The sequence below is a fragment of the Arthrobacter sp. A2-55 genome, from assembly GCF_025548615.1.
GTDB classification, from domain to species: Bacteria; Actinomycetota; Actinomycetes; order Actinomycetales; family Micrococcaceae; genus Specibacter; species Specibacter silviterrae.
Map to the genome: position 1 here is coordinate 1 of NZ_JAJLOZ010000047.1, position 13,474 is coordinate 13,474.

At 64.0% G+C, this 13,474-nt stretch carries 15 protein-coding genes and 1 pseudogene; 9 read left to right on the forward strand and 7 right to left on the reverse strand.

Annotated features, from left to right (window positions below):
• From LPN03_RS13370 to LPN03_RS13380, 3 genes are all read left to right on the forward strand, one after another.
• Positions 1-814: alkaline phosphatase family protein (locus tag LPN03_RS13370; RefSeq protein WP_262454592.1), on the forward strand; the 814-nt coding region annotated here is incomplete at its 5' end.
• A 215-nt stretch (positions 815-1,029) separates the two neighbouring features.
• Positions 1,030-1,176, forward strand: a complete 147-nt coding sequence (locus LPN03_RS13375; RefSeq protein ID WP_262454593.1) for a hypothetical protein — start codon at positions 1,030-1,032, stop codon at positions 1,174-1,176.
• Positions 1,177-1,676: 500 nt separating this feature from the next.
• Positions 1,677-2,732: a hypothetical protein gene (locus tag LPN03_RS13380; protein WP_262454594.1), complete on the forward strand. Its 1,056-nt coding sequence runs from the start codon at positions 1,677-1,679 to the stop codon at positions 2,730-2,732.
• 388 nt (positions 2,733-3,120) lie between these two features.
• Here LPN03_RS13380 and LPN03_RS13385 read toward each other — a convergent pair whose 3' ends face one another.
• Complete coding sequence (locus LPN03_RS13385; RefSeq protein WP_165182788.1) at positions 3,121-3,648, reverse strand: RDD family protein; 528 nt, start codon at positions 3,646-3,648, stop codon at positions 3,121-3,123.
• An 844-nt stretch (positions 3,649-4,492) separates the two neighbouring features.
• On the opposite strand from LPN03_RS13385, the gene LPN03_RS13390 reads away from it, so the two are divergent.
• A complete protein-coding gene (locus tag LPN03_RS13390) occupies positions 4,493-5,329 on the forward strand; it encodes an MBL fold metallo-hydrolase (protein WP_262454595.1) in 837 nt (278 codons plus the stop codon).
• A 119-nt stretch (positions 5,330-5,448) separates the two neighbouring features.
• On the opposite strand, the gene LPN03_RS13395 is transcribed toward LPN03_RS13390, so the two are convergent.
• From LPN03_RS13395 to LPN03_RS13405, 3 genes are all read right to left on the reverse strand, one after another.
• The gene (locus tag LPN03_RS13395; RefSeq protein WP_316255806.1) at positions 5,449-6,288 is read right to left on the reverse strand and encodes an amidohydrolase family protein; all 840 of its coding nucleotides are present in this window, start codon (positions 6,286-6,288) and stop codon (positions 5,449-5,451) included.
• The gene (locus LPN03_RS13400) at positions 6,289-6,741 is read right to left on the reverse strand and encodes an amidohydrolase family protein (RefSeq protein WP_262454596.1); all 453 of its coding nucleotides are present in this window, start codon (positions 6,739-6,741) and stop codon (positions 6,289-6,291) included.
• Positions 6,742-6,892: 151 nt separating this feature from the next.
• On the reverse strand, positions 6,893-7,408 hold the full coding sequence (locus LPN03_RS13405; RefSeq protein WP_262454597.1) for a putative immunity protein: 516 nt from the start codon (positions 7,406-7,408) through the stop codon (positions 6,893-6,895).
• Between the two features lie 135 nt (positions 7,409-7,543).
• Between LPN03_RS13405 and LPN03_RS13410 the strand changes: the two genes are divergently transcribed.
• The 4 genes from LPN03_RS13410 (at position 7,544) to LPN03_RS13420 (ending at position 10,135) form a co-directional block, all read left to right on the forward strand.
• Complete coding sequence (locus LPN03_RS13410; RefSeq protein WP_316255803.1) at positions 7,544-8,044, forward strand: PhzF family phenazine biosynthesis isomerase; 501 nt, start codon at positions 7,544-7,546, stop codon at positions 8,042-8,044.
• A complete protein-coding gene (locus LPN03_RS20825) occupies positions 8,037-8,231 on the forward strand; it encodes a PhzF family phenazine biosynthesis protein (RefSeq protein WP_316255807.1) in 195 nt (64 codons plus the stop codon). The genes LPN03_RS13410 and LPN03_RS20825 overlap by 8 nt, the downstream gene beginning before the upstream one ends.
• A 293-nt stretch (positions 8,232-8,524) precedes the next feature.
• Positions 8,525-9,328: an alpha/beta fold hydrolase gene (locus LPN03_RS13415; RefSeq protein ID WP_262454598.1), complete on the forward strand. Its 804-nt coding sequence runs from the start codon at positions 8,525-8,527 to the stop codon at positions 9,326-9,328.
• A 138-nt stretch (positions 9,329-9,466) separates the two neighbouring features.
• A complete protein-coding gene (locus LPN03_RS13420) occupies positions 9,467-10,135 on the forward strand; it encodes a class I SAM-dependent methyltransferase (protein WP_262454599.1) in 669 nt (222 codons plus the stop codon).
• 255 nt (positions 10,136-10,390) lie between these two features.
• On the opposite strand, the gene LPN03_RS13425 is transcribed toward LPN03_RS13420, so the two are convergent.
• Positions 10,391-11,086: a hypothetical protein gene (locus LPN03_RS13425; RefSeq protein WP_262454600.1), complete on the reverse strand. Its 696-nt coding sequence runs from the start codon at positions 11,084-11,086 to the stop codon at positions 10,391-10,393.
• A 57-nt stretch (positions 11,087-11,143) separates the two neighbouring features.
• Here LPN03_RS13425 and LPN03_RS13430 point away from each other — a divergent pair, with 57 nt between their 5' ends.
• Positions 11,144-11,800, forward strand: coding sequence for a TetR/AcrR family transcriptional regulator (locus LPN03_RS13430; RefSeq protein ID WP_262454601.1), 657 nt, complete (start codon positions 11,144-11,146; stop codon positions 11,798-11,800).
• Between the two features lie 141 nt (positions 11,801-11,941).
• Here the strand turns inward: LPN03_RS13430 and LPN03_RS13435 are convergent.
• Positions 11,942-12,496: pseudogene (locus tag LPN03_RS13435) on the reverse strand (dihydrofolate reductase family protein); the annotation flags it as partial.
• A gap of 317 nt (positions 12,497-12,813) precedes the next feature.
• Positions 12,814-13,470, reverse strand: coding sequence for a GntR family transcriptional regulator (locus LPN03_RS13440; protein ID WP_262454602.1), 657 nt, complete (start codon positions 13,468-13,470; stop codon positions 12,814-12,816).
• Positions 13,471-13,474: the final 4 nt, after the last annotated feature.

The following is a 13,474-nucleotide window of genomic DNA, read 5'->3' on the forward strand; positions in this document are numbered from 1 at the left end:
TCCGTCCGCCGCCGGACGAACACGTCCGGGGATCGACCATGTCGTCATCATCGTCGAGGAGAACAAGCCCGCCTCAACCATCCTGAGCAATCCTGCCGCCCCGTACATCAACAAGCTCGCCACCGAAAACGCCCTGGCCACCAACTACCAGGCCATCACCCACCCGAGCCTGCCCAACTACATCGCCCTGACCAGCGGCACCACCGCCGGCATCACCGACGACTGTTCCCCCGGCAGCACCTGCACGGCACGCGTAGCAAACATCGCCGACTCAATCGAGAAATCCGGGCGAGCCTGGAAAATGTATGCCGAGAGCATGCCCGCCCACTGCACGCCGGAGGACTCCGCCCCTTACGCCGTCAGACACAACCCTTTCATGTACTACCCCGCCATCACCAACAACCACACCTCATGCGCAGCCCACGACGTTCCCCTGGCACAGCTCAGCCAAGACCTGAAAACCCCTACAACCCTGCCCAACTATGTCTTCATCAGTCCCAACATCTGCAACGACATGCACGACTGCCCAGTGGCGACAGGCGACGCCTGGCTCTCCCACCTTGTGCCCGAAATCCTGGCCTCACCCGCCTTCACCACACAGAACTCCCTCCTCGTGATCACCTGGGACGAAGGCGAAGGCGACAACAACACCATCTCAACAATCTTCGCCGGCCCCGCAGCCCGCCCCCGCTACAAATCATCCCAGGCCTACAACCACTACTCCCTGCTGCACACCATCGAAAACCTGTGGGGACTGGCACCACTGACCAACAACGACAAAAACGCGCCCACCATGACCGACATGCTCAAATAACGGTTTGCCGGCGCCAGAACAGGATCATGCGAACCCGGCATGGATCCACAAGCGTCGCGCCAGGGTGAGGCACGATGACGCGGTGACCCCCAATGACGAACAGCTCTAGCTGGCCCCCATCCAAAACAACCCGACTAACAGCCACGTACTTCACCGTGCTCCGCTGCCTGACGTCTCGGATGGGTGGCCAACGGCAAATCAAGGACACCGGGATCATGCTCGAACCCCAACGCCTGCACATGGACGAGCTCTACGACATACTCGACCTGGCCGGGCTGACGAACAGGATCAACGAGATCCAGCAACACCTCATCCACCTGGCCGCCGCGAGGACCAACTCCCAATCACCCCACGCAGCATGAGACCTACGCGAGCACAATAGATGAGGCCCGCAGGAACCATTTCGCGAGCATCTTGACATGAGGCAGCACGGTACGTCGAATCAAAAGAGTGACTGAATCACGCCGGGACATGGCCCCCAAGACAACCAGGGCCGGTGCATCAGTGGACCTGATATTGCCATCGTCACCGTCGAATCCACGACGCCGTCATGGTGGCCACACAGGGAACTCCCCTTTTGAACCAAGAACTTCGGCAATGCACGGCATGCCACGGACTTCGTCACTGAGACCATCGGTTTCCCCGGAACTTCCATCGAGACTGCCAGCGTCCCGGCACGGCAGACGCGATCCTCCAGCTCCCGCGATCGCCATCCCGCTTGCCAGACTCCCAACTCATCTCCAATGAAGGAACCATCACCGGACACCGAAAGACTGCGACCGAAGGAAATCGCTCATAGAAGTCCGCCACATGGCGCCGACGATCATTGGTATTCTTCCCTCAAGGGAATCGAGGCCATGATATGGGCATTCTGATCCGAGACGCGGAGAGCGGATGGCGTGAGCCCGCCGGCATGGGCTACGAAAACGAAAGCGCCCTACAGCAGATCCTGCACGCCCACCCAAATTTGGTGCCCGGCGTCTCCGAGCAGGCAGTGGCCTGCCGCGAATTCCAGTCCGGTCCCGATCGGGCTGACATCGTCATCCTGGACGTCCAAGGGAAGCTGACCCTTGTGGAGTGCAAGCTGGCCGCGAACCCGCAGGTTCGCCGCGAGGTGATCGGGCAAATCCTCGACTACGCATCCAGATTGTGGCGCATGGACGTGGACGAGTTCGAGCGGGTGTGGCGGCGCACGGACGGAGGCCGGGGCTCCCCGTTCGAGGAACTGGACGATCAGGACGGCCGAATTAGGACTGCGGTGAAAGTGAACCTCGCATCCGGCCGGTTCAATCTTGTCCTCGCCGTCGACGATCTGAACGACGACGTCAAGCGGATCGTTGAGTTCCTCAACGCCGTAACCGTCCCCGCAACCGGGGTAATCGTCGTCGAATTCACACATGCCCAGGATGGGGACGTCGAGATCCTCATCCCCACCGCATACGGTTCCGATCTCGTCGAGGCGAAGGCCGCAGTGCACGCCGCGAACGAGCCGGCCTGGCGGGAGGAAGACTTCCTGGCCTGGTGCGAAGCCAACGACCCGACGGCCACCCCGCTGATCCTCGAGTTTTTAGGCGCCCTGCGCGCCACCGGGTTCCAGATAGTCGGCGGCAAAGCACAAACCCCATCCCTGAACTGCTCGATCGGCTCGCCGCGCGGCGTGAAGTGGCCCGTGGCGCTGTATACATCCGCTTCCTCGAAGGAGGCGAAGGTCGAGGTGAGGTTCCCCGATTTTCGCGGGCAGCCCGAAGTGCAGGAAGCCCTCGCGCAAGGGGTGGAGGCGATCCCCGGAATCCCGATCCCCGTCGGCCTGGTCCGGCAGACCGACTTCAGGAAGCGGCCGAACATCCCCGCCCGAGACTTTACGGCCGAACAGCTGCGGGCACTGCCATCTGCGGTGGCGGCAGCAATCCGAGGCTAAAGCTTGCCCACCTTCCACGGTCGTGCGAGCCCTGCGTGCCCTGGGCGTTGCACCAGTGAGTGGAGCCTCGAAGAATGGACCCAGCCGAGACGCATGCACGCTTGTCAGGTACCGGGATCTCCGCAACACGCTATCTTCGTTGCGAGGTACGGAACACGCGTGTTGAACCTAACGGCGCGGGTGCTGCAAGCTTGCCAGGTCAGCTGAACAGATGACCGGGCCCACTGAACACCCTTCGTCCAGAAGCTGAAGGCGGCCCGAATGGGGAACGTCTGCCGGGCGGTTCGGTCCCTGAATGGAATACTGAATCGCGGTCCGGCAGTGTAAGACTTCCGGCGGTGGCCACCGCGGAAGGGGAAGGGAACCGCAGATGAACGGCTTCTTCAATTCATGTAACGGATGTTCGGACAACAACTGTAGTGCCTGAGATCCGGTCATAAGGCGTCCGACCCGAGCCGATGAAAAGTGAAACCACATAAACGATCGGCAGGATGTACGCACATGCAGTCACAATCCATGTAGAGACAGGGACAGCGCCAGTCGTGCTCGTTGCGGTGATCTCAAACACCGCCGCATGGCCAACCGTCCACGGCAAGGCTATCTTCAGGACGTTGCGAACGAGCGCACGTGACCTGGAAATACGGCGGGAGGTCCCTACGGTGACGACGACGAGCCGACGAGCGCGCTTCCCAATGGACGCTTCCCGAGCACTCGATTCCAGAACAGCCATTCCAACGGTCACTGGGACCACGACGACGAGAGTTGCAATGACATTCAGCGCCAAATCCGACAGCCAGCCAACATAACCGCCAAGGAACAAAGGCAGCCCCGCAGCGGCAGTAACCGCCACCCACCCCAGAACGAGCAACCAGTCAACGAGCCAGGCTGCCAGACGACTCCACGGGTGTCGATTCACGACAGCGAGTCTATCCGCCATTCGCACCGGCCCGCCCGTAAGACGCTCCGCCCCGTAACGCGGTCCACCACTGGACGAACCAAGTGCTGGCCTGCACTTATGTCTTGGCAGCTCGCGGATCGCCGGCAGGCTTGACCCGTCCACTGACACGTTCAATGAGCAGGCACCAAACGGCACGGTTCTCGACACAAACTGATGCGCATCCCGGCCAACCCTTTTTGACTCCGCAGACTGGCCCTTCAGAACGACCCTTTAAAACGACCGCAGGACATGCCGCCCTTGATCCATAGGCGGTCCGGATTCCTCCACCACGTCGCCGAGCATCCACACTCGCGCCAGGCACGAGAAATTTCTTGCTCCCCTGCTTTTCCGGCTGCGGCCAGGGCATCGACCGCTGAAGCTTCCTGAATGTTGCAGGCGGTTACCTTCCACGGAACCGGCGGGCTAGATCCTTTGATTTCCAGTCGAAGTCCGGGGTCAGGGCGTCATAGTATGACTGTTCCCAGCAAACCAGATCGAGAACCAGCCCGGATGTCAGGCCGGTGAGGTTGTAGTTGACAGGGCCACGAAACCACAATGCGGTGCCTGCATGGTCCGGAAACATTCGTACAGTCAGACGCAGGACGCCCCCGGGAAAGTTCATACCGCGATGGTACTTCCGCCGCCCATTCCGCTCAACGACATTAGCCGATCCGTCAGCGGGCAGTTCCAGTCACCCGTGTCTGGCAATGAGTTCCGCGCGTCCGCGATCGACTCCGATACCGTTGGACGGAGTTGAAAACAGTCAGCTTGCATCAGACGCCGAGGGAAGCCAGGCCAACCAGGCGCAAGTAGTATCAAGAATATGACGTGGACAGAACTGGGAACCGGCGTCTTTGTGAAGCGGTATGAGGCTGGCGACATCAACGTTGGGGCCGTCGTCGGGCCGCAGGGGGTGACCATAGTCGACACCCGCGGTTCGGGTGCGGAGGCGCAGGAAATCGTCGACGACGTCGCGCATCAGTTCAGGAAGCCCATCGTTGCGGCCATCAACACGCATGCGCACTACGACCACAGCTTCGGCAATTCAGTCTTCGCCGGGCTCGGAGTCCCCATCTACGGACACCACAAGATTCCCGCCCACTACGACGCCTTCGAGGCCCCGCGCCTGGCAGCGTGGCAGGCGGATCCGGCCCGCGAACCCGACAAACACTGGGACGACGTCGTGCTGGCGCCGCCCACCGCTTCCATCCACCGGCCGACGACGCTCACCCACAGCGGCCGCGACATCGTCTGCATCCCGGTTTCACCGGGACACACCGACACGGACCTTGCCGTCGTCGTGCCGGATTCGCGGGTGTGGATGCTCGGTGACGTGGTGGAGGAATCCGGACCGCCCATGTTTGGGTCCGGAAGCCGGCCGCTTGGCTGGCCGGGCGCCGTCGTCGAGCTCCTGATGCAGATCCAGCCCCGTGACGTCATTGTCCCTGGCCACGGCCGGATCGTGGGTCGGGACTTTGTTGTCCAACAGGCGTCCACCCTGCAACGAGTGGCCGATTCCATTCGCAGCTCCCATGCCGCGGGGCGCACCGTGGACGAGGCGGTGCACGCCGCAGCCCTTCCCTGGCCGGATTGGATGCTGCGCTCCGCCTTCGAGCAGGGATTTTCCGAGCTTGGCGCAGCCCCGCAGGATCCCCGCTGAGGCACCGGACGCCGTCGCACCCGGTGCCTTATGTTGGGCCCAGGCGCCTTCGGCGCATCCATGGCCAGGCACGACGGCGGCTTCCGGGCTTGGCAGGCGACGCCCGGCACCGTCGAAGACTAGGCCCGCTCCGGGCGCCTCTGGGCGGCCGTCCTGCGCTGGCGCACGGCCTCCACAACCTTGGCGATCTGGGCGTCAAAGGCTTCAAGCTGCTCAGTTTCGGCAGCACTGGCAACAAAATAGTGCCGATCACAGGCCGTGCCACCGCGCCATATCCGCTCGATCGAACGCGTTTCCGTGATGTCCTGCAAAGGGTCGCCGGAAACAAGGACCAGGTCTGCACGCAGTCCGGTTCCCACACATCCCCGGTCGCTGAGGCCGAAGACCCGTGCCGGTGCCGAAGTGGCGGCGGCCAGGGCCTGTGCCGGGTCCAGGCCGGACCGCACCAGAAGTTCCAGTTCCCTGTGCAGACTGGCGCCAAACACTGTCCCGGGGTTTGGTGCGTCGGTGCCCGCCAACAGCGTGACACCGGCTGCTGCCAGCAGCCGCACATTGGCTTCGGCCCGCGAGTAGGGCGGCAATCTGCGCCCGCCCAGCCTCGGGGCCTCCGCGGTGAGCCGGCGGACCCATTCCTCTCCAAGCCCGCCTGCCAGCCGCGGATCCGCAGCCACGGCAGCGCCGCCCGATCCGCCAAGAGTGTTCTCAACAGTGGCCAGTGTCGGCCCGACTGCGATTCCAGCGCCGGCAAGGCGTGCGACGAGGGCCTGGTCCAGTTCGGCATCGGCAGGGACGTGGGCGATGACGTCGACACCGCCAGACACCACCTCCTCGACGCCTGCGCCAGAGCTGACGTGGGCGACGACGAGCAGGCCGCGGGCATGCGCGGCGGCCACCAAGGCCCCAATCGTTGCCGCATCCAGCGAAGGCCACAGGCCTCCGGCGCCGGAGATGATCTTCAGCTAGTCCGAGCCCTCCGCAATCCGGTCGACGACAAACTGCTCGGCCTGGTGGGGGCCCGCCACGGTACGGAACGGGGCATACATTGCGGACGGATGCCCGCCGGGCGCGGTGGCACCGATGCCCGAGGAGAGCACATCGGCCGCGCCGCGTTGTGAACGTGCCTGTTCCTTCGCCCGGGCCACCTCACCGGGTTTGCTGAACATGTCCAGGACCGTAGTGACGCCGAAGGTCAGGGATTGTTCCAGGGCACCGGGAACGATGTGCACATGGGCGTCGATCAGCCCGGGGAACAGTGTTCCGCCCGCGGCATCGACCACCTCGTCGCCGTCCTGGGCAGCCGAAGCAACAGCACACTCGGTAATCCACCCGTCAACGATCCGGACCGACGTCCAACGCTGCAGCCTGGTGCCGTCAAATACCCTGGCGTTCACGATCGTTGTTGCCGCTGCCATCCTGGATTCCTCACCGTCGCCTCCCGTGTCTGGCCCATGCCTGATCTGTGCCATCCTACGATGGGGCCGCTGCGAGTTGACGAAGCCGGTCTTCATCCACCAGGAATGACAACAGTGAACATCTGTGGGCTGCCGCGAGCAAGCCTCGGTGTCAGTCGCTAAACACCAGCCAGCAAATGTCGTTGCGGCGGGCCTGGTCCTCGAGGACCAGGCCGTAAAGGCCCTCGGGGATCTGCCGGCGCTGCCAGTCACGCTCGGCAAGGCCCCGCACCTTTTCCTGGCCCACCGGTGCAGCGGCCTGAACCGCCTTAATGGCGTAGGCGGCGGCACCGAGGTCGTGTTCGGGGACGTGGGCAACGCAGGCTGCCTGGCCCGCTGCATATGCGGCAAACCGTGCAGCGCCACGCAGGGGCCGGGCGGCACCCATGGCATGGCCGCCCATTGCCCGGGTCGCCATCATCGCCGCCTGCCCGCGGGACCACGCCCGCGCCGCCTCGATTGCCTCGCGCGGACGGACGTCTTCGCCGTGTTCCGCCTCAAAGAACTGCAGCACATGTTCAGCGCAGTCAGCCGCCCACACGGCCAAAAGCCGATGGTCGGGTTCGCTGAGCGTCCCGCCCCGTTGAACGCTCACCAGCCGCGGGTCACGGACTGCTGGAAGAATCATGGAGCCACTTTACTCCCCACCAACCATCTGTCCGTGGTGCCCGGATTCTCCAAAGACAGAAGAATTCCATGTCGGCACCGGGGCAGGGCGGTAGTCTGAAAAAATAATGCAATTCCCCACGGGAGAGGCCTTTTCATGCAACGTCAGGGTGCCAAGACACCAACTGTCCTGCGCTATGCCGCCTTCGCTGCCACGCCTGGAGGCGGCAATCCGGCGGGAATCGTCCTGGACGCCAGCGGGCTCGCAGACCCGGGCATGCAACGTATCGCGGCCGACGTCGGCTACGCCGAAACTGCCTTCGTCACGGAACGGAACCTCGCCGAGAATCCGCGCCATCTGCGCATCCGCTACTTTTCACCGGTAGCCGAAGTTCCGTTCTGCGGGCATGCGACGATCGCCACGGCGGTGGTTCTCGCCGAGCGTGAGGGAACCGGCGCCTTCGAATTTGAGACCCCGGCGGGCCCGGTCCTGATGGAAACCAGTACAGGCAACACTGGGATCACCGCTTCCTTCACGAGCGTCAACCCCGAGGTGGCGCCGCTTGATGATGGAGCCGAACATGAGCTGTTGAAGCTGTTGGGACTGACCCACGAGTTTCGAGGCACGCAACCTGTTTCCCGTCGGAACCCTGACTGAGGATCCGGCAACCGGGTCTGCTGCCGCGTCGCTCGGCGGCTACCTGCGGGCCATCGAATCAGTAACGGCGCCCTGCGAGGTGGAGGTGCGCCAGGGTTCGCCCATCGGCCGGCCCAGCCTGCTCAAGGTTGAGATACCACCAACGGGAGGCATTGTCGTCAGCGGCACAGCAACCAAGATCTCCTGACCCGGCCAGTTCCCCGCCACTCGGACGAAGGCCGCTCCATGGATTCGGTCGGACACCGCCGGCTCGCCCAGTTTTGGGCCACTGGTCCACCAACAGCCACAATGGGTGGCTTGTGAAGAATGGATATTTGACGCCAGTAGCAACGTGGCGCCTATTTTCGGTCCCGCCGGCAGATCATGCGGCAAGTTTGACCGGGCATCCACTTTTAGGACGAACCATTAATTGAGCCAGGCTCCCTAGGTGTTGCAACCCCGGGGTTTGTTACAGCCAGGTTTTGCGAGCAGAATTGAGGCGTGCAGCAGGACATCGCCCGTGTGACGACGGCCGACGGCACCGGCGTGGCATACGCCTCGATCGGCGTCGGCCGGCCATTGGTGTTCGTCGCGGGCTGGCTCAGCCATCTGCAGCTGAGCTGGGAGTTGCCTGAGGAGCGGGCGTTCTACGCGAGCTTGGCGCTGGGCTGCCAACTTGTCCGCTACGACCGCGCCGGATGTGGGTTGTCCGCACCGTCAACCCGGCCACCGTCCATGGCCTTCGAACTCGACCAGCTTGCCGCCGTCGTCGGGCATCTCGGTCCGGAGCCCTTCGATTTGCTCGGCACGTCAATGGGTGCACTGGTCGCGGTGGCGTGGGCCGCAGCGCACCCCGAAACCGTCCGGAGGCTGGTGCTCTACGGCGGCTGGGTGTCAGGCGCGGACATTTCCCCGCCCACTGCGAAGGAACACATCCTCGGGCTGGTCGAGTCGCATTGGGGGCTCGGTTCGGACGTTCTCACCAACATCTTCGCGCCCGACGCAGATGCAACAATGCGAAAGCAATTCGGTCGCTACCAACGGGCCTGCTCGACTGCTGCCACGGCGAGGGCACTTTTGGCTATGAGCTATGAGCTCAACATTAGTGACCTTCTCCCCCAAGTGCGCTCCCCCACCCTGGTGGTGCATCGGGCCCATGACCGGGCCGCTCCTGTCGGGCAGGCAGCCAAACTTGCTGACGGCATCTCGGGTTCGCAGTTCGTTGTTTTGCCCGGACGCTCGCATTTGCCATACGCGGGCGACACCCACGCACTCGTCACGACGGTCCGACGAGGGCCACGTTGAACGGATCCGCCTGCGCCTGGACCTTCATTCGCGGGCCCAGATTGCCGCATGGTACGCTGCCCACCGGAACCAGACCGAACTGTGAACTGGGGTATTTTCACGCCTGAAAGTTCTCACGTAATCGTCCACAATGGTCAGATGGACATCCAAGCAACTGATTCCGCCCCATCACCGACCGGCTTTGAGCTGCACGCCGGCCGGGGCCGGTTCAACGCTTCATTCTTTCGGTTGATGGACCCGTACCTGGAGTGGACCCTCCGGCGCCACAAACGAGAAGTGTTCGCAAGCCTTCCGCACGCCGTTGTCGAGATCGGGTCCGGCGTCGGGGCCAACCTCCGCTACCTCCCGGCCGGCGGCACCCTCGTTGCCATCGAGCCAAACCGATACATGCATGGGCGGCTTCGCGCAGCGGCCCGCCAGGCCGGCGTCGGACTCGACTTGCGCGAGCGCATGGCCGAGAAGATTGGCCTCCCCGACCACAGCGTTGACACCGTAATCTCCTCCCTCGTGCTCTGCACGGTGCAGGATCCAGCGACTGTGCTCGCAGAGGTCCGTCGCATCCTGCGCCCCGGCGGCACCTTCCGTTTCATCGAACACGTCGCTGCCCGGAGTGGCACTCCCACCCGCGCCGCACAGCGGATCCTTCGCCGCCCGTGGGCCTGGACCTTCGAAGGCTGTTCCTGCGAAAGGGACCTGGAGCATTCCATGCGCGCCGCCGGATTCGAAAGCGTCGCCATCGACCGCTACAGGGTCCACACACCGTTCCTCCCGTTCAACACCCACATTGCCGGCGTCGCGCGGGCATAGCACGCCGGCCGCCACCGGCCGGTGGATGAGCGATGGGGGCGGCTTTTCCCGCCCATCGCTGCGGAGGAGCCCAAATCTGGGAGGTGCACATCCCAGATTTCATCAGAGGCTTGCCCGCGTCTCGCGGTGCACCATCTGGGTTGTCGAGAAGTCGACCGCATTCGGGTCCGGTGAAGCTGTTTGTGCACATGTTCGCCATCGAAGTGAGGACCGTGCCGAAGGTACCGCCCGTGGCCGGGTCGACCGCCGGACCGCCTACCGGACCGCTCCGGATTCGGGCCGGATGGTCCGGCCGGATGGGGCCCCGCCCGCGGCTGTGACGGTGGGCCGGTGCGGGATCGACGATGCGAACGCAAGCACGACGACGAACGACGTCGCCAACACGGCAACCCAGGCGCCGCGTGGCTCAGTAAGCGCAAGCCTGGCTCCAGCGATGCCGGATCCCGACAGGGCGAGTAACACGACGAGGGCCGCGCTGACGATGCCGCAGACGAGTCTGGCCCAGAGCGGCCCCCGTCGGGAGAGGGCGTAGCCCCCGCCGATCCCCATCAGGGGGACGGCGATCGCCCCTCCGCCGAGACCTTGGGTCAGAAGGATGCCAATGGCGCCTGGGCTCAGCATTGGCGCGATGGCAAATGCGAGTGGCGCAAGTGTGAGCCAGCGCCATCCCCGCCGGCCGCCGGCGCGCCGGATGGCTTCCGCCCAGCCCAGCAGTCCGCCCGCAATGGCTCCGGGGACGAGGATCGCTCCGAACGTCCCCCACCAGCTGATTGTGGATTCCGGGCCTGCGAGTTCCACCATGTAGCCACGGAACCCAGCGGCCCAGGCGATACCACCGGTTGTCCCGATCGCTATGAACGCGGCGCTTCGGGCGCCAATGGAGTGCGTGGTCACAGGGTGCTCTTTGCGTCGGGAGCCAGCCGGGGAAGGGTATTCGCTCCGAGTTTTCATGACAAGCTCCCGTCTATGTATTTCACTGTAGTGAGGCTCTAGTGACATACTCTAAATATGACCCCGAACACACCGCCAGTCAATAGCATTCGCAGGAAGAAAGCAGACGCCACCAGGCGCAAGATCATCCAGGCTGCGCACAAGGAATTCATCGCCCGGGGATTCCACGGGGCCACCATGGCGGGCATCGCCGCCCGCGCGGGCGTGGCCTCGCAGACCGTGTACTTCGTCTTCCACACCAAACCCGAACTGATCAGTGCAGTCATCGATACGGCAGTCATGGGTGAAGAGGATCCCCGCCCGCCGCAGGCCCAGCCCTGGTGGGCGGAAATGGTGGCGGAGCCCGATCCGGCGGAGGCTCTGCGGATTTTCATCCGCGGCGCCGGGGACGTTTTTGCGCGCGCGGCGGCCATCGCCGAAGTACTCAGAGCGGCTGCGCTGACGGACGACGAAGTTCGCCGAACGCACAAGCACCATGAGGCCCTTCGCCGGGACGGATTCGGCCAAGTTTTGGAAATACTCGCGGGCAAGGGGCCGCTCAGGGATGACCGGTCCTTCGATGAGCTGACCGACGCATTCATGACCGTTTTCGGCGACAGTACCTACAACCTGCTCGACACGGCGCGCGGCTGGAGCCACGACCAGATCATGGCGTGGCTCTGCGATGTCCTTCCTGGAATGCTCCTGGCCCGCCCGGCGACAGTAGGAAACTGATTGGGCTGCAGGGGTGTCGGTTGAAATGGCTTTATGGCCGTCGAATATCTAAGAACGTTTTTGGGAAAGCGATTGGTGTTTGCCGGTCACTGGGCGGACGGTGGATCCATCGGCGGCGCGCCCAACATTCGCCGTTGCCTGCGCGGGCCGGTACCGCATGGCGACGACTCCTGACCGAAACTCGTGGCGATCCACGAGCTCGAGTTGGATTCGATCGCTGAGCCCTGCGAGCAACGTCGGCCCGTGTCCGGCAAGGACGGGCTGTACGAGGAACTCATACTCGTCAATCAGCCCCAGGCCTGCCAACTCAAGGGGGAGCGTCACGCCGCCCACCCACAGCCCCTCGCCGGGTTCCTGCTTGAGCCGCTGAACCGCTTGGCCCACGTCGCCCCGCAACAGCTCGGCATTCCAATCGACCCCGCCCAGCGTGCTTGACACGACATACTTCTTCGCCCGGTCGATGGCCTCGGCGAAGGGGACCTGCCACTCATCCATCCAGGCAGGCCACGTGCCGGTGGCCGGCTGCCGCCACGCCCCCTCCATCATCCCGTAGGTCACCCGGCCGAACAACAGGGCATCTGCCCTTTGCATCTCAGCGGTCCAATAGCGCATCGACTCCTCGTCCGGTGGGAGACCTGCCTCGTGATGGCAGCAGCCGTCGAGGGTGACGTTGATCGAGTATCGAAGTGGCCGCATCCCGATGCCCTCCCTTGATGCGCAAGTGCGTTTTCACTGGATCATTCTCAGATTAGTGTCCGCGCCACGCCGTCGCCAAGGGTTCATCGAGACTGACCTTCCGACGGACTTGTGGCCCTGTTGCCACGGACATGGCGCCAACGAGGAGCACATGACAGTGACCCGGGGGTTTCTGCATGTCCTCGGACCACGCTGGGTCTGGTCGGGGGTCAGCAATGGTGCGGCTGAAGCAGGCGCGGCTGAACGACGCCGCCCCGGACTCAGGCAGCGGGCTTCCCGCAGCAGGATGCCGGCCGTTGGCTGCCGCTTCCCCGGGTTTACATGGCGGGGACTTTGGCCTTCAGGGCATTGATGATGCGCGGGACGCTGTTGAGCCAGTTGGCCTCAAGCGCAGCAATGGCGGCCGGCAGGTCGTTCGCCAGCAACGCTTCGGCGATGGCTTCGTGCTCGGCTGCCGCGCGCTCCATCAAATCGGCGTTCCCCACATACAGGCGCTCGTAACGCCGCAGGGCCAGCTTGTACGACGCGACTGTTTCGGCCAGGCGCTTGTTCGGGCTGCCGGAGGCGAGCAGCGCATGGAAGGCATCGTCGTGATCGTGGATGTCCGCGGCGGAGCTGACGGACGCGGTAAATTCGTGCGCCTGCACGGCCAGTTCCCGACCGATGCGGGCCAGCTCCGACGCCGGTGTCAGCCGCAGGGCCAGCCCCTCCAGTGCGGCAATGATCTGCACCGCTTCCGTAAAGTCGTTTGCCCCAATGGGCGCCCACCGGAACCCCTTGCCCGAAACACGCGTGATGACGCCCTGCTGCGAAAGGGAAATAAGGGCTTCCCGCAGCGGGGTCCGGCTGACACCCAGCTCCTCGGACAGGGAGACCTCGTTGATGTTGTCCCCCATGCGGAACTCACCGGCCCCAACACGGTCCATGATTTCTGTTTCAATCTGTTCACGCAGGGTTTGGCGCTGAATGGACACTTGT